Source organism: Halorubrum sp. Atlit-26R (assembly GCF_003666015.1).
In the GTDB taxonomy this organism is placed as follows: domain Archaea; phylum Halobacteriota; class Halobacteria; order Halobacteriales; family Haloferacaceae; genus Halorubrum.
This window is the reverse complement of sequence record NZ_QPLT01000008.1, coordinates 109,388-123,771: the sequence shown is the minus strand read 5'-3', so window position 1 is coordinate 123,771 and position 14,384 is coordinate 109,388. Positions and strand designations below refer to the sequence as shown.

The 14,384-nt window shown below is 62.0% G+C and carries 25 protein-coding genes; all 25 read right to left on the bottom strand.

Going from position 1 to position 14,384, the window contains the following annotated elements; all coding sequences use genetic code 11:
- Positions 1–6: 6 nt before the first annotated feature.
- The 25 genes from DVK07_RS10715 to DVK07_RS10600 all read right to left on the bottom strand — a co-directional run bounded on the left by DVK07_RS10715 (position 7) and on the right by DVK07_RS10600 (position 14,350).
- On the bottom strand, positions 7–540 hold the full coding sequence (locus DVK07_RS10715; RefSeq protein WP_121597056.1) for a hypothetical protein: 534 nt from the start codon (positions 538–540) through the stop codon (positions 7–9).
- Positions 530–1,045, bottom strand: coding sequence for a hypothetical protein (locus DVK07_RS10710; protein WP_199719468.1), 516 nt, complete (start codon positions 1,043–1,045; stop codon positions 530–532). The genes DVK07_RS10715 and DVK07_RS10710 overlap by 11 nt, the downstream gene beginning before the upstream one ends.
- Positions 1,035–1,526: a hypothetical protein gene (locus tag DVK07_RS10705; RefSeq protein WP_121597055.1), complete on the bottom strand. Its 492-nt coding sequence runs from the start codon at positions 1,524–1,526 to the stop codon at positions 1,035–1,037. The genes DVK07_RS10710 and DVK07_RS10705 overlap by 11 nt, the downstream gene beginning before the upstream one ends.
- A 56-nt stretch (positions 1,527–1,582) precedes the next feature.
- Positions 1,583–2,248 carry a hypothetical protein gene (locus DVK07_RS10700; protein WP_147441128.1) on the bottom strand — a complete coding sequence of 222 codons (666 nt, stop codon included), beginning with the start codon at positions 2,246–2,248 and terminating at the stop codon, positions 1,583–1,585.
- 133 nt (positions 2,249–2,381) lie between these two features.
- Positions 2,382–2,801, bottom strand: a complete 420-nt coding sequence (locus DVK07_RS10695; protein ID WP_147441127.1) for a hypothetical protein — start codon at positions 2,799–2,801, stop codon at positions 2,382–2,384.
- Positions 2,798–3,022: a hypothetical protein gene (locus DVK07_RS22125; RefSeq protein ID WP_147441126.1), complete on the bottom strand. Its 225-nt coding sequence runs from the start codon at positions 3,020–3,022 to the stop codon at positions 2,798–2,800. Before DVK07_RS22125 ends, DVK07_RS10695 begins: the two co-directional genes overlap by 4 nt.
- Entirely contained in the window at positions 3,015–3,221 is a 207-nt protein-coding gene (locus DVK07_RS10690) for a hypothetical protein (protein WP_121597052.1), read from the bottom strand. Before DVK07_RS10690 ends, DVK07_RS22125 begins: the two co-directional genes overlap by 8 nt.
- Positions 3,214–3,870 carry a hypothetical protein gene (locus DVK07_RS10685; RefSeq protein WP_147441125.1) on the bottom strand — a complete coding sequence of 219 codons (657 nt, stop codon included), beginning with the start codon at positions 3,868–3,870 and terminating at the stop codon, positions 3,214–3,216. Before DVK07_RS10685 ends, DVK07_RS10690 begins: the two co-directional genes overlap by 8 nt.
- A gap of 273 nt (positions 3,871–4,143) precedes the next feature.
- Positions 4,144–4,383, bottom strand: coding sequence for a hypothetical protein (locus DVK07_RS10680; protein WP_121597050.1), 240 nt, complete (start codon positions 4,381–4,383; stop codon positions 4,144–4,146).
- Positions 4,373–4,753 (bottom strand): hypothetical protein, encoded by a 381-nt coding sequence (locus tag DVK07_RS10675; protein WP_121597049.1) that lies wholly within the window; start codon positions 4,751–4,753, stop codon positions 4,373–4,375. Before DVK07_RS10675 ends, DVK07_RS10680 begins: the two co-directional genes overlap by 11 nt.
- Before the next feature lie 425 nt (positions 4,754–5,178).
- Complete coding sequence (locus DVK07_RS10670) at positions 5,179–5,568, bottom strand: hypothetical protein (protein WP_147441124.1); 390 nt, start codon at positions 5,566–5,568, stop codon at positions 5,179–5,181.
- Positions 5,555–5,764 carry a hypothetical protein gene (locus DVK07_RS10665; protein ID WP_121597047.1) on the bottom strand — a complete coding sequence of 70 codons (210 nt, stop codon included), beginning with the start codon at positions 5,762–5,764 and terminating at the stop codon, positions 5,555–5,557. The genes DVK07_RS10670 and DVK07_RS10665 overlap by 14 nt, the downstream gene beginning before the upstream one ends.
- The gene (locus DVK07_RS10660) at positions 5,757–5,987 is read right to left on the bottom strand and encodes a hypothetical protein (RefSeq protein ID WP_147441123.1); all 231 of its coding nucleotides are present in this window, start codon (positions 5,985–5,987) and stop codon (positions 5,757–5,759) included. Before DVK07_RS10660 ends, DVK07_RS10665 begins: the two co-directional genes overlap by 8 nt.
- A gap of 158 nt (positions 5,988–6,145) precedes the next feature.
- Entirely contained in the window at positions 6,146–6,439 is a 294-nt protein-coding gene (locus DVK07_RS10655; protein WP_147441122.1) for a hypothetical protein, read from the bottom strand.
- 51 nt (positions 6,440–6,490) lie between these two features.
- Complete coding sequence (locus DVK07_RS10650; RefSeq protein WP_147441121.1) at positions 6,491–6,748, bottom strand: hypothetical protein; 258 nt, start codon at positions 6,746–6,748, stop codon at positions 6,491–6,493.
- On the bottom strand, positions 6,745–6,984 hold the full coding sequence (locus DVK07_RS10645) for a hypothetical protein (protein WP_121597043.1): 240 nt from the start codon (positions 6,982–6,984) through the stop codon (positions 6,745–6,747). The genes DVK07_RS10650 and DVK07_RS10645 overlap by 4 nt, the downstream gene beginning before the upstream one ends.
- 226 nt (positions 6,985–7,210) lie before the next feature.
- On the bottom strand, positions 7,211–7,615 hold the full coding sequence (locus tag DVK07_RS10640) for a hypothetical protein (protein WP_147441120.1): 405 nt from the start codon (positions 7,613–7,615) through the stop codon (positions 7,211–7,213).
- A 160-nt stretch (positions 7,616–7,775) separates the two neighbouring features.
- Complete coding sequence (locus DVK07_RS10635) at positions 7,776–9,242, bottom strand: homing endonuclease associated repeat-containing protein (protein WP_121597041.1); 1,467 nt, start codon at positions 9,240–9,242, stop codon at positions 7,776–7,778.
- 42 nt (positions 9,243–9,284) lie between these two features.
- The gene (locus DVK07_RS10630) at positions 9,285–10,163 is read right to left on the bottom strand and encodes a DNA N-6-adenine-methyltransferase (protein ID WP_121597040.1); all 879 of its coding nucleotides are present in this window, start codon (positions 10,161–10,163) and stop codon (positions 9,285–9,287) included.
- Between the two features lie 267 nt (positions 10,164–10,430).
- Positions 10,431–10,778 carry a hypothetical protein gene (locus tag DVK07_RS10625; protein ID WP_121597039.1) on the bottom strand — a complete coding sequence of 116 codons (348 nt, stop codon included), beginning with the start codon at positions 10,776–10,778 and terminating at the stop codon, positions 10,431–10,433.
- Positions 10,779–10,780: 2 nt separating this feature from the next.
- Complete coding sequence (locus DVK07_RS10620; protein WP_121597038.1) at positions 10,781–11,509, bottom strand: SprT-like domain-containing protein; 729 nt, start codon at positions 11,507–11,509, stop codon at positions 10,781–10,783.
- A gap of 71 nt (positions 11,510–11,580) precedes the next feature.
- A complete protein-coding gene (locus tag DVK07_RS10615; RefSeq protein ID WP_147441119.1) occupies positions 11,581–12,975 on the bottom strand; it encodes a hypothetical protein in 1,395 nt (464 codons plus the stop codon).
- A 124-nt stretch (positions 12,976–13,099) separates the two neighbouring features.
- Positions 13,100–13,336 carry a hypothetical protein gene (locus tag DVK07_RS10610; RefSeq protein ID WP_121597036.1) on the bottom strand — a complete coding sequence of 79 codons (237 nt, stop codon included), beginning with the start codon at positions 13,334–13,336 and terminating at the stop codon, positions 13,100–13,102.
- A gap of 6 nt (positions 13,337–13,342) precedes the next feature.
- Positions 13,343–13,543, bottom strand: coding sequence for a hypothetical protein (locus DVK07_RS10605; protein WP_121597035.1), 201 nt, complete (start codon positions 13,541–13,543; stop codon positions 13,343–13,345).
- A 234-nt stretch (positions 13,544–13,777) separates the two neighbouring features.
- Positions 13,778–14,350 (bottom strand): hypothetical protein, encoded by a 573-nt coding sequence (locus tag DVK07_RS10600; RefSeq protein ID WP_121597034.1) that lies wholly within the window; start codon positions 14,348–14,350, stop codon positions 13,778–13,780.
- Positions 14,351–14,384 lie beyond the last annotated feature (34 nt).

Here is a 14,384-nt window from a genome sequence, read left to right as displayed (position 1 = left end):
ATAAGACTACTGGGGGAGGTCTTCCTGCCACGCGTAAAACGGCCGCTCGGCACCGCAACTGAGGCACCGGTAACAGCCGTCAGCGTCGTCGAAGTGGAACTGCCCGTCACATCCCATCGCGGAGTGCGAAAAGTGGTCAGGACGCGGCCCTCGGACTGCTGGCGTCTGCTCGTCGCCGGTGTCAGCGTGGGCGTCGCTGTCGTCGACCGCGTCGCCTACCTTGATCGGGGTCTCCTTGCCCTCAACGGGGACGTGCGGCTCGTCCTTGTAGCCGTAGAGGATGCCCTCGACCTCCGTCCCGAACACGGTCGCAGGCTTGACTTCCGGCGGGATTCGGAACCCGGCGCTCTGGTAGTCGTGGATCGCCTCGCGCTCCGGGATGAACTTGCTCCCGGTGTGGGTCGGGCCCGCGATCTCGTAGAGAACGCTCCCGTCGTCGACGTCGACGTACCGGGAAACGACGTGATGGTACCACGCCGTCTTGTGTCGGAGAACGACCTGCCCCGGGCCCCACTTGGGGTCGGGCGTCTCACTCGGCATGGTCACCCCCCTCTCCGGACTGCGAGCCGCCCGGTAGTCGACGACAGTCTGGGCACAGGTTGGTGACGTTCGGACCCCGGCCGACCGTCGCGACCTCCGGGGAGTAGGTGTGACACGACTCGCACTCCGCCCATATCTCGTCGCTGGTCACGCGATACAGGTAGCCCTCCGGAAGCTCGCCGTGGAACTCCTCGATCGCCTCCTCCCACTCGCGGGCGCTGCGGAACCCGGCGTCCCGATGGTAGTCGCGGATGGCGGAGCGGTCGGATGAGTCGACCGGGCCGATCAACTCGACGCGACAGTCGCCCATCTTCTCTCCCGTCCGGGACTTCCGCCACCACGTCTCGCCCGTCGTCCGCTGGCTCGTCCGGAAGGTAACGACTTCCCCGCTCTGTTCAAGCCGGCGACGGGCGTCCGGGTCCGAGAACACGATCGGCCCGACGTGACCGCCGCTCGACCCACCTTCGTCGGGTTCGGCGTCGCCCGGGTCACCGTTAGAGCTCACCGCGGACCACCTCGGACTCGATCTCCCAACTCTTGACCCGCATCCGGAGGTCGGGCTCGGCGTGAACGACGGATCCGCCTTCCTCGGATGTGAACCCGAGCTTGACTTCGTCGACGCGAAGGTTCTCCGCGAGGGCCTTCATGTGCTGGGCGACGTTGGTTCGGGCATCGCTCGGCAGCGAGTCAAACTCTAAGATAACGAGGTTGGTGTCGGTCTCCTCAAGAGGGCGTTGAAGGTCCCAGCCGGCCCAACTGGGCTGATTCTCGATCGCTTCTTCGTCCCTGTCGGTGACCGCCAGCAGCACGGTCTTGAACAGGTCCTCGGCAGCGTCCATCTCGCGAGCATCGACGAACACGGTGGGCTCGTCGAATTGGATCTCGAACGCCGCCCGCCGCTGCTCGGGCGTCCCGCCATACACCTCGACACCGTACCCCTGCGCTCCGCGGCGGAACATACGGGTATCCGTCTCGTTGAGGTACATTACCGCGATCCTCCGTCTCTCCAAGTCGTGTGTAGCATTGGCTGTGGTGGGTCGGTCTACGACAGTTCTCCTAACGCCTGTAAAGTGGTTTGCCCGTTAGGATCGGGGTCGAACCGCTCGGGGACCTCCGGGACCAACTCGTCGTACTCGGGGAGGTCCATCCCGTCCGGGATACCCGTCTCTCGCTGACGGAACTGCGAGATGTAGTCGGCCGCGGTCTCCTTGCTGACGCCCATCTCGTGAGCGACCTGCTCATAGCTACCGCCCCGGTAGAACAGCCACGCGGCGATCGCCGGCTCCCCGTCGACTGCGATCGGGGTCGGGATACCGTGCTTGATCGGCATCTGTTGGGTGTATTCGTCGTCAACGGTCAGATCATCCGCGTCGAACTCCTCAACCATGATAGCCGCAATATCGGCACGTTCGCGGTCTGTGGTCGCGAAGTGAACACGATCTCCGAGCACGTTGACTGAACGGGCAGCCCATTTACCGTCGCTGTTACAGGACCGCTCGATATAGATCAGAACCTCGGACGTGTCGCGAACGATCAACGCGTGGGTCGTCGGGAGTCCCTGAACGTCCGCGTCGAACGCGAGCTTGTTCCGAAACTCCTCGACGCTTAGGTCTCGAAGCGACTCCGTCTCGGTGTTCTCCCCACTCTCTGTCGGCCCGGTGGTGGTCTGTTCGGCTCCGGTCGTCGACTGCTCGTTACTGGCTGCCATCGTTCTTGTCCTCATCTGTAACGAGGGGCTACGGGCACTTAACAGTTTTCCATTAGTAACAGTATAGTTCTGAGGTGACGGCCCCCCGGGGTCGACAGGAGAGACAGCTACAACGCAGGAAAGGGTCGGAACGTCAACCCGCGTCTTCAACTGGATCTTCCCGGTCGGTTGGCTCCGTCTCTTTCCTAACCGGATGAAGCCGCTCGGCTAACTGATCCAGCGCCTCGGGGATCTCCTCGACCGGTAACTCCCGGATCTCGTCGACCCGTTTCGCAAGGTCCTCCTCGGTACCGCCCAACAGAACAGTCTCGTTTCGGGCCGTATTAATCGTCCCGATCGGCTGCTCCTCGCTGCCGATATACAGTTCCGCCATGACCGGAACGGCCCGGTCATGCTGGACGATTTTGAGTTGCGTCGTCTCGTTGATCTCGACGACCGCTATATCTCGAAGCCCACTGGTGACCTCAACATCCAGCACTCGATGCCCCTCGAACGGATCCTCCGACGCGTCTTCTGACGCCTCAGAGTCGGCCGACATGGGATTCTCCGTCATATCGCAACCTCGAACGTTTCTCGCTCACAGTTCGGGCACTCGTACTTCCACGATTCCCCGGCGCTGGCCCCACCGTGGTAGTGGTGTTCGATCCACTCCTCGTCGTCCCACGCGTGTCCACAGTTGGGACACTCGGCGTCGTCGCGCTCCCCCACTCGGGGGAGTGGCCTGACCGCAACCTCGTGCTTGAACGCCTCTGCTCGCCGTTCGCTCTCAGACATGGCCCTCCCCGTCGCTTAGATACTCGGTGAGCTCGTCGCGAACCCGCCGGGCTTCCGCATCCGTCAGGTGCGACATATCTCTCTCGTGTGGCTGCTCGTGGTCTTCAGGACGGACCTCAAGGATGACTCCCTCGCGCTCCCCGATCTGCGTGTGGACGTTGATGACTCGCTCCCCGTCGCTCTCGGCGGCTTCAGGCATCGAGGTCGCCCTCCTCGGTGTCGTAGATGATCGGGTACGGGCCGCCCTCCTCGTTGACTGCCGACTCGGGGACACGACGGACGTGGTGAGGCGCATCGTCGGGGCTGAGTTCGTCGGACTCGCGGGCCATCCGCTTTGCGCCCTGTTTGGTCCCCGAAAAACCGGCGTGGCGGCCTGACGCCGTCTCGACGCGGTACTTCGTTTGCTCGGTGGTGGCCGCCTCGCTCCCACCATCCGGTAGGAGTTCGGAGTCTGCGACTTGCGTGTGGCCGAGATCGGCGTCGTTCCAGAGTTCGGCCATCGTCGGCCGGTCACCGGTGATCCGAACCGCACTTCGCTTCACGGCGTCGACGTCAAGCGACTGGACGAAATCGATCAGTTCCTCGGGGTTGTGCTCAAGCTCCGTGGCGGTCTCCGCGAACCGCTCCCGGCGCTCCGATTTGTCGTCTATATCGAGGTCACGCACCCGCTCGCCAGCGGCCAAGTCAGCCATTTTTTCAACACAGAAGGCCAGCATCTCGCCGTTCGGAAGCTCTGCCGTGAGGTAGGACGGTAACGGCTCCGTCCCGATCTCCTCTTTGTTGTGCTCCTCGACTCGGTGTTCGTGCCACGCTTCGATCGACTCGTACTCGTCCATCTCAGTTAGCATCGCTGTGCCTCCGTCTCGAACCACGTCGTGTTGCTGTCGTTCATGTGTAAGTCGATAGGGTTGATTCGCGTTCGGGCGCTCCCGAGCGGCGTCGATCCGCGCCGGTCACTCGTCGTCATGGGACACCCCCGTCCGTAACGAGATGGACTGGATCCGAGTGCGATTCTGGACACCATAGATCGCTCCCGTCAGTCATCATCCACCCGCCACAATGGCCGCACCGTTGGTCGGTGAAACGCTCAGTATCACCGGCGTCGACTGTATCGCCACCCGTCATGGAATGAAGGTCTCCGGGTCCAACTCGTACCCTTCGAACCGCTCTGCTATCTTCTCAGCTTCCTCGCGGTCAGGGACGGTTGCTTTCCACCGATCGGAGTGTGTCCGTTGCCCCTCGGTGCTATACCGTACCTCGAACTGGCCGTCGTCACGCTCGACGACCCACGCATCGTCGACGATAGCGAACGCTGGGCCGTGAACAGTTGTAGGGTTACTCCCCGCGGCGTCACTCGCCATCCTCGACCCTCCATCGCTCCATCCGCTCAAGGCACGTCTCGCAGCTCACCGCCGGGACGATCGTGTCGCCGTCGTCGTTCCGATGGCGTTCCTCCCGACCCTGAAAGTCGACGGTCGAACCGTTCTCGCACAGGTATGAGTCGGCCTCACGGGAGAGCCGCCCCGCCTCGAACGTCTCTTTGACGTGGAGGTGGACTACCGTGTCTCGGGCGTGTCCGGTCCCGGAACTGCCCCGGAGTAGCCCGGAGCGGCGGACCTTGATCGCCGCATCGTGCTCGAACGGGATCTCGTACTCATCCCAGAACGGCGCCCGTGGGGGATCCGTTTCGTCCTTCTCCACCTCGCTGCCGTCTATTGTTGGCTCAGGCATACCCGGATCAACGGGCCGCGGCTGTAAAAGTGTTTTCCAATACAACCAGTATGGATTTTGGGAGTGGTGCGGAGACCGGTCTCATCATCGGCCGCTGCTGGATACCGGGCGGCTGCGATAGGCTCCCGGGGTGAAACCACAGTCTCGGCAGACCCACCCCGGACCGATACACCGCATATCGCCACCACACCGGGTACACGCGTCGGTGTCAACTCTCATCTCGTTGCCGTCGCTACTGGACATTAGAGAGACCTCCGGGGGTTTCCCGGCCGAGGTTGTAGAAGCCGACGACCGTGGCTGCGGCGCCGACCGCGATGGCGACGGGGCTGCCTGCTCCCACGGTGGAGAGGCCGATCGCTGCGAAGCCGGCTACAACCGCAAGGTGGTCAAGGGGATCTGGGCCAGCTCCCCCGGATTGGACGGCCTCACTCGGCATCTTTCGGAACCTTCCGAACGTCGGTGTGGGTCGTTCTTAGATACTCGCCGCGGTGCGTCCGTTCGGCCTCTGCTGTCTCCTTTGCGTACTCCTCGGTCGGTGCGTCGACGACGACGGTTTCGCGGTGTTCGGTGTGGAACGTAAACTCGTACTGGGCGGGCTCGCCGCCCTGAAACGGCCCATCGATCGCTCGAACCTCCCCCTCGGCAGATTCCGCGAGGGCCTTGTTCTTCGCGTTGCGCTCGGAGTCTGCGACGACCGAGACACACTCGCCGGTATTTCGGTCGCCAAGCCACACCGCCCACGCGAGTTGATCAGCGTTCTTCGCGGCGGGATGGGTAACCTCCCCATCGCCCCCCTCAGACTCAGGCACGGGCAACCACCCCGTCTATCCGGCCGGCGCCGTCGAAATCCCACAACAGGTGCCGATCGCCTCGGATCTCGTGCGTGAACACCTCGCCACAGTTGAGGCATTGGGCGTCAGACTCGGTCTGGTACTGAAGCTCTCCCTCACAAGAGGGGCACTCGTCGAATTTGTGCGGGTCGGCTCCGTCAGGTTTGGTGGTGTTACTCATAGATGTATTCCTCCGGGAGACTGCCAGCGTGGCGGTTACACAGGGGGACGAGCGTGATCTTCCCGTCAACCTGAACGGCGGCGATGTGTTCGGTCACGTCGCCACAGTTGGCCGGTCCATCGGGCAATTCTTCGGTAAACTCGCAGGCCCCCATCCCGTCCATGTCGCGCTCGGTTGCGGCCTCGATCTCACTCCCAGCTGGGGCTTCGCGGTTATCGGTCACTACAATCACCCCACTCAACGGCGGTTCCACAGACACCACATTTCGCCAATCCCACGCGAACGTGCGGTAAGACCTGCTCGCGGGGATGGGAGCGGTTTTCTGGATCGGTTCCTCCGTCGACGTCCTCGTTGGTGGTGGACATTGTGATTGAATCGCCGTTAGATACGCTTGAGCGGATTATACTTGGAGAGGTCGTACCCGTAAAGCACTTTCAGTACGATGAGGACGGAAATCATCAAGAATAGAAGGAATAGCGATACGACGAGCATGGGACTCTCCGCCCAGAGACCCCCCCAGATCGCCATTAGCTCCGCGTAGAGGTCCGGAGTAAAGCGTGATGTGACATACTGGGCTCCTGCGAGCGCCAAACAGAAGCCTATGAGCATCATAGTCGCTCTGACGGCCAATACGACTTTGCTGCTGCCTTTACCTGTGGTGGCGTTTTCGGACATGATTAGTTCTCTCCGGTCTGGTCTCGTGTGGCGAACGCGTTAGTCAGTAGGCTACTCATCGTCGACCTCCCCGACCTTCTCAAAGTTGGCTCGGAGCAGCTTGGCCTTGTAGACCTGCTGGTCGTGGTTCGGATCGTCGACGACGTACAGCGGGTCACCGTCGTCTGCGTCGTACACCCGTTTCACGACCTCGTAGTCGTAGTCGGGCTGGCTGGTCCCAGCGCCTACCCCGGGCATCCGGTTCTGCCCGGGCATCTCGTCACGGAGTAGATCCCCCGGCTCGAACATCCAGTTGTGGGTTCCACTCATCGTCTCCGACTGATCTCCGGGTACTGTTTGGGAGCGCGGTAGATCGTCCGGAATTGGATGGCGAGCGGAATCAGAACCCCGCTGGTGAGCAACGCCGCCGCGACGAGTCCCTGCGGTGGGTTCTCGGCCAACACCCGAAGCCCCACGAACATGGCGATCCCGAATACCACGAGGATAGCCGGGAAGTACCGGTAGGCTGCGGAGTCTTGGACCTCGTGTTGCTGATAGGTGGTCATACCGGGCACCCCCCTTTACAGCCGTTATATACCACGGTTCCGGGCTTGTCGCGGAGTTCTAACGCCCGAAGCGGCTTCCACAGACCGCACTCACCGCAGCGACCGTACTCGACATAGTCGGGGCTCTCACACGAACAGTCCTCGCGAGGGAGGTCACACCACTCGCAGCGGAATTGTGTATCTCCCATCTCCGGGTCGGCTGTGCCCGTTGAACGGGCCGATCCCATTAGGCCACCTCAGCGTACCCGTCCCGTTCAGTTTTTCGCGGAACGACCTCGTACCCCTGCTCGCGGAGCTCGGCCTCGGCCTTCCGGGGATCCTGATGTGCCCGTGTCACCGTCTCGTGCCGGTAGCCGCTCGGCGTGTTCGGGTCAGGGCGTTTCACCGTGATTTTCCACTCGGGGATCAACCCGGAGTCTTCGGCCAGCGCCGCAGCGCGAAGCGCCTCCTCGACGGCCGCAAACTGTGCGTAAATGTCGGTGAAGGACTGTATCTCCTCATCGTAGAGGGACACCGCCAACTCCGCGAAGGGGCTGTCGGACTCGCGGACCTTCCGAAACTCTCGCTCGGCTGCCGCTCGTTGTCGGAGTGTCACTCCGATCTGGTCGGTATCGTAGTCAGTCATCTCCAACTGGACATAAGGGCCGGCGCGACATAATGCTTTTCCAATATTCTCAGTATAGATATTTCAACACCGGCAATACCGATCGGGAGGTGTCGAGAGGGCATTTACAGGGTCCGGCCGCTCCCCTGATGACTCACCTCAACACGAACCAGAAATAGAGAGTGAACTACCTCAGTCCGGCTTTTTCAACCGCCTCGTTCCACCCTCCGAACCGGTCGCGGTAGGGCGCGGGCGAATACTCCCCAATCTCCATCATGTCCGTCACTTTGGGCACCCTACCAACCTCGTTGTAGAGTCGGTGGAGTTCGCTGAGTAGGTCTTCTTCTGGTATCGGTTCGGGGCCTGTGTTATTCGGGGTGTACCCTGCTTCCTTGATTGCCTCGCTCCACGACCCGAACCGGTCTTGGTATGTCCCGGCCGAATACTCTCCCAGTTCGTCCATTTCCTTCGTTTTCGGTGTCCTGCCGAGTTTGTCGTGGAGCCGATGTATCGCCTCAAGTAAGTCCCCCTCTGGTATCGGGTTTCGCCCCGGTTTAACAGGCGTGTACCCTGCTTCTTTGACTGCTTCATCCCACGATCCGAACCGGTCCCGGTATGGCCCGGCCGAATACTCTCCCAGTTCGTCCATTTCGTCCGCTTTCGGGGGCCTGCCGAGTTTGTCGTGGAGCCGATGTATCTCCTCAAGTAAGTCCCCCTCTGGTATCGGGTTTCGCCCCGGTTTAACAGGCGTGTACCCCGCTTCCTTGATTGCCTCGCTCCACGACCCGAACTCACGCAGGTACGGGACGATCGAATACTCTCCGTGTTCACTCATGTCCTCCACTCTCGGGGTCCTGTCAATTTTATCGTGGAGTCGGTCGATTTCGGTTAATAAATCCTGCTCGGGTATCTCGACACCAGCGTTGGGGGTGTATCCTGCTGATTGGAGGGCTGTGCCCCAATTCCCGAAAGCTTCGGTAAATGCGTCCATCGAATACTCTCCCCGAGCTTCCATCTCGCCGGCAGTTGGCACTTCTCCGAGTTCATCCCTGAGCCGGTGGATTTCTTCTATGAGGTCTGTTTTGGGTACCGGTGGGAAATCCGAATTGTATCCGGCTGATTCGACAGCTGCCGACCATGACCCAAACCGGGCTATATACGACTGTGGTGGGTACTCTCCGTGGTCGTCCATGTCGGTGAGCCGGGGTACTCGGCCGATTTTATCATGGACACGGGTGATTTCCGCTATCAGGTCGTCTCTCGGGACTCCCGGGAACGAGACAGTGTCTGGTTGTTCGGACGCGATCGCGTTCATCGCGTCCCCTATGGTCCCGAATTGCGTGCGGTAGTCGTCGGTGAGAAAGTCGCCGTGGATCGGTACATCGTCCACAGTCGGTGTCCCACCAACTTTCTCGGCTACACGGTGGAGATCGGCCAGCAGAATCTCCGGGGTCAGTTGAGTTTCAATCTCTGCTCCGGGCTCCGGATAGCCAGCGGCAAGGAGAACGTCGCTCCATGAGTCAAAGTGGTCGGAGTAGTCACTCCGGCTGTAGCTGCTCCGGGTCACAATATCCCGCAGAGTGGGTTTTGACCCGAGCTTGTGTTTCAGCCGCCGAACCTCAGATAACAACTCAATACGTGCCATCGCTGTCATAGGTACTCTCTACCTTCGCCCGATGAAATCCGTTTCGGAAGTTCACCCCGACGTTTCAGCGAGGTAGTTGAGAATCACCATGCCGTGACACAGTTTCGGGACGCACCAACATCCTATCTGCTCGCCGCGTAGCGCCTCGACGTCGTCGGCGTCGAACGGCCCGGTGCCGGTCTCAACGCACCCGTGGAACCACCCGCGATACATCTCGACGGACCCAGTCCGGGTGTAGTCGCCGCCGTCCTGCTCGGTCTTGAACGGGTTGCCGAACTTGCTGCTCCGTCCGATCCGGTGGTCGGCGTGCCCGTCGTGGTTGTCGACGAGTCGGGTGCCATCGGGACCGACGAGTGCGACGCCGTCGCCGTCCTCTCGCTGCTCGAAGGAGATCGCGTCGTGTAGCCACTCGCTGATCACTCTCGTCGACCCGGAGCGCCCCGGCGCGATCGTCACGCCCGTTTCGGAGAGAAAGTGCGCCCGGAGCTCGTCGGGCACCTCACCGAACACGCCGTAGACGTTCGCGAAGTCGGCGCCGTTGTCCTCACCGACGAACGCGATTCGGTCGGGGAAGTGTAGCAGGTCCGCTTCCATGAGGTAGTCCCGGAAGTATTCCGTCGACGTGTCGCATCGAGAGAGGGTCACGACCGTCTGGGCGTCCGTCTCTACCGCTTCTCCGAGCCACTTCTCGGGTTCGCCGCGGGCGTAGGGGTGGTTACACCACACGGTGTCGTACTCGGACCAATCAGCGGCGAGCCCGCCCTCCTCGCGAATGTTCACGTCCGCGAGGTTGGAGTCCTTCGACGCGCATACGTCGACGTCGAACCCGTCGACCGCGTCTGAGATGGGTTTGACCTCCGAAAGCGGCGTGTTGTATTGCCCGGAGCCGGATTCAAGCTCACCGCCGAGCGTCCGCTGGCGCGACCCCATTAGATTCCTCCGTGCTGGCGCGCTGTGACGGTTGGCTCTCTGTCCGGGGTTCGGCGGGCGTCGTCACACGCGCCCGCGCTCCGGGGCTGTCCGTCCGTGAGAGTGCGCCTTCGCGACCGGAGGGTCACTCCGTTAGAGGCGCCGCCGTGGGTGTAGCTGTGGGTTGGCTCGTATCCCATGTCAGGGTACTCGGCGTGGTACCCCGTAAGTGTTTTCCAATAATTCCGGTATGGATCTACTGAACGGGGAGTAGCGGCAGGCCGGCCGTCACTCGACGAGCTCGATCGTCGCGACCACGCCGAAGTCCTCGAAGGTCATGTCCGCCGGGTCGGTGTCGTCGACGGCCTCGGCTTTCGGGGGCTCGCGCCACTCGCCGCCGCCGCGGGTGGAATGCTCCGTGAGCTGTAGCGGGCTGGTGTAGTCGTCCGGGACTCGCCGGAGTTGCGTTACATCGAGCGCGTCGAACCGAAGCTCTGTCCGTGAGACTTGGTACTGGTCGCTGGCGTCGTGATCCTCTCGGGTGGTGATCGTGATGCCCTCGAAGCGGGTGCCACCTTCCAGCGTCACGTTGACCGATTCGCCTTCCTCGAACGCTCGGAGTATGCTGTCGAACATTGTTAGACGAAGGTGCCCATGTCGTCGACCCATTGCTTGAATTTCGGGCCGTGGCCGCCGGTACCGCCGTCAGGATGCTCGTACTGCCAAATGTGGATGAGTTCGTGGCGGCACGTCTCTTTCAGGCTCTCAAGCCCGGCTCGGTAGTAGTGCGCGGGCTGGAACCCGATGGCGAGCCGGTACTGCTCGTCGACGTACCGGCGGGGGACGCTCCCCTCGGGGTACGCCATCCCCCAATGGGTCGTCAACTGGGGGTTCCAAAAGAACGCGATCTCGTCGACGTCGACCGTTCCACCGGGCCACACGTCTGCGACCCGGTCGCGAGCGTGGGGGATGACCTCGTTTTCAAGGAGGGCGTCCATGTCCGTGTTCTCCTTCCGCTCTTTCGCCTTCCCGGTGTACGCCGGTGCCTCCGACTCGTCGCCGGAACGTCTCTGTGTCTCGATCTCGTCCGTGATCCGGTCGTAGACCCGTGGCTTGGCCCTGTACCGGAGTTCTTCCTTGAACGCCTCAAGCTCCTCCTCGGTCTTGATGACGATCTGGGTCTTCTGCCGAGTAAGGACAGGAAACGCGACCGCCTTCTCCGAGTAGCCGTCTGCGGCCGCTGCTCGAACGCCTCGCTTGACGCTCTGCCGGTCCTCTCCGGACCAGCGGACCTTGATCGGCCCCTCCTCAAGATCGGTCTGTTCGGATAGGTCGGGGATTGCGTCGTCGTAGGCTTGTATTGCCATCGTTCTGTCTCATCTGAACGATCGCACCCCGGGCGCTTAAAACTTTTCCATTAATCGAAGTATGGATATTTCTAAGGCTGCGGATCAGGGAGGTCCGAGAACAGGTCCGTGTGATCGAGGTGGAGGTGGTCGGGGAGCCATGAGTCGTTGTAGGCAGCTTCGATCTCGTCGGCCTTCGGGTGATTGTCCCGGAGAAATTCGACGATGAGCCGGTCGGTTTTGGCACCCATCTCGTCCATGACGGTCGAAAGGGATTCGCCGGCCGCTTCCTGTGTGAACGCGGTCGCGACGGCGTCGACGGACTTTGGACCGGCGACGTCGACCGCGGTGAGCCCGTACCACAGGACGATGAGTGGCCGGCTGACCATGTCCAGTTGAACCCCGAACACCTCCGATACCGGCGGTGACTGGTAGATGGCCCGCAACACGTCGTAGGTGTTCTTGACCACCTCCGCCGGCGTCGCGTCGACGCGGAAGGACGGGGCGTTCTCTATCGAGTAGCCGGTGGTACTGACGGCGTGGATCGCCGCATACGGCGGGAGGGCCGCGTTGGGATCTCGGTTCTCGAACACACAGGCCCCCCGTTGGTCTGCTCCGGTTGGCGTTGTGATCCGAAACTCGTGTTGGGTAACGCCAACCGGCCCGTACTGGGAGACGCGGATGTAATCGCCCGGCTCGGGGTTGTCCGGGGCTTCGACTTGGATTGTCGACCCTTCCTCGGGACTCAGCGCCGAGTTGTCGCCGCCGGTAACCTCGGAGGGGTCGGTGATATACGGAAAGATTGGTGATGACGCGAGAGCGTTTGCCAGCCGTTGTTCGGCTTCTTTCGGGTCTTGCCCGGCCTTGTCCGCATACAGGTAGGTTTCCCAGTCCTCGGAGTCTCCTTTCGGCGGTTGGGGGAGGAACGACTGGTCAAACTCCCACTCGGCAACGCTGACCTCCATCTGTAAGGTCGACTGGTCAACGTCGGACCACGATTCAGCTCCGAACAGCGGGGATTCGGTCCCCTGCTGGAACACTTCCTCGGCAAGCTCGTCTGGAACGTCTTGAGGCGACTCGAAGCGGCTCACGGTGTACGCGGCCCGGAGCGAGCCATCGACCATCGTGAGATACGACGTGAGATGCCCCCGGACCAACTCGCTGTCGGCAGTATCGACACACCCGGTGAGCATCGGCAGGATGGCCCGCGCGTACTCAGGGAACCAAAGCGGCGACTCCGGCGGTCCGGTCGTGTCGTGGTAGCCGAAGTCGATGAGTACGCGCCGGATGTGCGGGGGCGCTACCTCCCCGTCGCCGTGCCGGGTGTACGCACAGAGTCCGCGATCGTGGTCGGTAACGTTGAACGTGTAGCTCTCACGGTGGCCGTCGTCCGTATGAACGGCCGTGATCTGGTCGCTCCCGCTCGACCGCTCTCGGAGCGTCGCCCGCACTTCGCCGCGTGCCTGTGGCTCGGCGGCGGCGTCCAATTCGTCTTCACCAAAGTCGCTCACAAACTCCCGGATCGGGATGAGCGGCGCCTCGATCACCGGGAGTGTGAACGTCTGTTGCTTCGTGGTTTCCATAAAATAGCGTCCGTGGTCTCTCGTTTCGTCACTCGGTACTAAATTCTGTGAGGGGGGCCACGCCCTCGGGCGCGGCCGGCTCCTCGCTGGGGGACGGGTCCTCCGAGCCGTCGCCTACGGGCTCCACGTCGGGGAGGTCCCGGTCACTCTCCGCCTTGAGCCGCCCGGAGAGATACCGGCACCAATCGCAGTTACACTCGATGACGTAGCTCGCCAGCGCCCCATCGGGCCACCACTCGAAGTCCGGTGGTTCTTCGTCGGCCATCTCCCCTTAGTCGTCTTCCTCCTCCACGAGTTCGGGTTGATCGAACGCTTCGGAGCCGAACACGCTCACCATCGAGTCGATCTCGCCGGAACCCGGCTCGTGTGGATTCCCAGTATCCAGTTGCGTGGTCACGCAGTTGCCGGTCTCGGGGTTCTTCACGACGAGCGTACTGTTCTGGACTTCGACTTTCGCGTTCTGGAACGGCATTGGTTTCCTCTACCTCAACTGTAGGCCCCCGACTACTTAACAGTTTTCCATTAGGAGAAGTATAGATATTTGCGGCGGTAGAGGGCGGTGTCACCGGAGCGATGCCGCAGCAAAGAGGCCGCTACAGTCGGTGAATACAGCGGTATTAGACAAAGCTGGGCCCAGCAAGGTTCGGTACCTCACCGGGGAGTTAGAAGCGCGATCAGCGACAAGTCCCGGAGCGGCCTGTGGCCGTTACTCGGGGTAGTCTGGGGCGGCCGTGGTCGGCACCTCGCCGGCGGCGACCGCGACGCCATCGTGATCGAGCGACGGGTAGTTCTCCTTGATGAACGCGTTGAGATCGTTCGCCAGCTCGACCGCCATGTCTCGCTCCGTCCCCTGCTCGCGGTCGACCGATGCCGGGATCTCCTCCGGGGCGAGCCCGTGGATCTCGACCAGCGTTATCGACTTCCCGGTGTCGATGGAGTCGATCTCCACGTTAGAGGGGTGAGCATCGAGGTCGCTTTCTTGGAGTAGCGCCTCGCGCATCTCATCCGTGGTCGCGTCACTCGCGGCGGTCACATCGACGGGATCACACACCCACCCTTCGACCTGTTTTCCGTCGCCGTCATCGGTCTCGATCTCGTTGTCCACCTCGACGTTCTCCGTATCAACGTCGATCGCCACCTCCTCCGCCAGCGCGTAGTCTATCTCGGCAGGTATTGCCTCGGCGTCGACCACGGTGTTGACGGGCACGGAGACCCAGCCGTAGACCTTGTTGTACGTGTCCTCATCCTCCGTCGACTGCTTTGTATCGGCTTGTGCCATCGTTCTGACCTCACCTGTAGTAAGGGGCTACGGG

Excerpts from the sequence above, each read along its gene's own strand:
- DVK07_RS10650 (WP_147441121.1), bottom strand. The coding sequence starts at position 6,748 with ATGAGTGGAACCCACAACTGGATGTTCGAGCCGGGGGATCTACTCCGT.
- DVK07_RS10715 (WP_121597056.1), bottom strand. The coding sequence starts at position 540 with ATGCCGAGTGAGACGCCCGACCCCAAGTGGGGCCCGGGGCAGGTCGTT.
- DVK07_RS10620 (WP_121597038.1), bottom strand. The coding sequence starts at position 11,509 with ATGGCAATACAAGCCTACGACGACGCAATCCCCGACCTATCCGAACAG.
- DVK07_RS10600 (WP_121597034.1), bottom strand. The coding sequence starts at position 14,350 with ATGGCACAAGCCGATACAAAGCAGTCGACGGAGGATGAGGACACGTAC.
- DVK07_RS10625 (WP_121597039.1), bottom strand. The coding sequence starts at position 10,778 with ATGTTCGACAGCATACTCCGAGCGTTCGAGGAAGGCGAATCGGTCAAC.
- DVK07_RS10700 (WP_147441128.1), bottom strand. The coding sequence starts at position 2,248 with ATGGCAGCCAGTAACGAGCAGTCGACGACCGGAGCCGAACAGACCACC.
- DVK07_RS10630 (WP_121597040.1), bottom strand. The coding sequence starts at position 10,163 with ATGGGGTCGCGCCAGCGGACGCTCGGCGGTGAGCTTGAATCCGGCTCC.
- DVK07_RS10635 (WP_121597041.1), bottom strand. The coding sequence starts at position 9,242 with ATGACAGCGATGGCACGTATTGAGTTGTTATCTGAGGTTCGGCGGCTG.
- DVK07_RS22125 (WP_147441126.1), bottom strand. The coding sequence starts at position 3,022 with ATGTCTGAGAGCGAACGGCGAGCAGAGGCGTTCAAGCACGAGGTTGCG.
- DVK07_RS10655 (WP_147441122.1), bottom strand. The coding sequence starts at position 6,439 with ATGTCCGAAAACGCCACCACAGGTAAAGGCAGCAGCAAAGTCGTATTG.
- DVK07_RS10665 (WP_121597047.1), bottom strand. The coding sequence starts at position 5,764 with ATGAGTAACACCACCAAACCTGACGGAGCCGACCCGCACAAATTCGAC.
- DVK07_RS10645 (WP_121597043.1), bottom strand. The coding sequence starts at position 6,984 with ATGACCACCTATCAGCAACACGAGGTCCAAGACTCCGCAGCCTACCGG.
- DVK07_RS10605 (WP_121597035.1), bottom strand. The coding sequence starts at position 13,543 with ATGCCGTTCCAGAACGCGAAAGTCGAAGTCCAGAACAGTACGCTCGTC.
- DVK07_RS10680 (WP_121597050.1), bottom strand. The coding sequence starts at position 4,383 with ATGGCGAGTGACGCCGCGGGGAGTAACCCTACAACTGTTCACGGCCCA.
- DVK07_RS10675 (WP_121597049.1), bottom strand. The coding sequence starts at position 4,753 with ATGCCTGAGCCAACAATAGACGGCAGCGAGGTGGAGAAGGACGAAACG.
- DVK07_RS10695 (WP_147441127.1), bottom strand. The coding sequence starts at position 2,801 with ATGACGGAGAATCCCATGTCGGCCGACTCTGAGGCGTCAGAAGACGCG.
- DVK07_RS10705 (WP_121597055.1), bottom strand. The coding sequence starts at position 1,526 with ATGTACCTCAACGAGACGGATACCCGTATGTTCCGCCGCGGAGCGCAG.
- DVK07_RS10685 (WP_147441125.1), bottom strand. The coding sequence starts at position 3,870 with ATGCTAACTGAGATGGACGAGTACGAGTCGATCGAAGCGTGGCACGAA.
- DVK07_RS10610 (WP_121597036.1), bottom strand. The coding sequence starts at position 13,336 with ATGGCCGACGAAGAACCACCGGACTTCGAGTGGTGGCCCGATGGGGCG.
- DVK07_RS10690 (WP_121597052.1), bottom strand. The coding sequence starts at position 3,221 with ATGCCTGAAGCCGCCGAGAGCGACGGGGAGCGAGTCATCAACGTCCAC.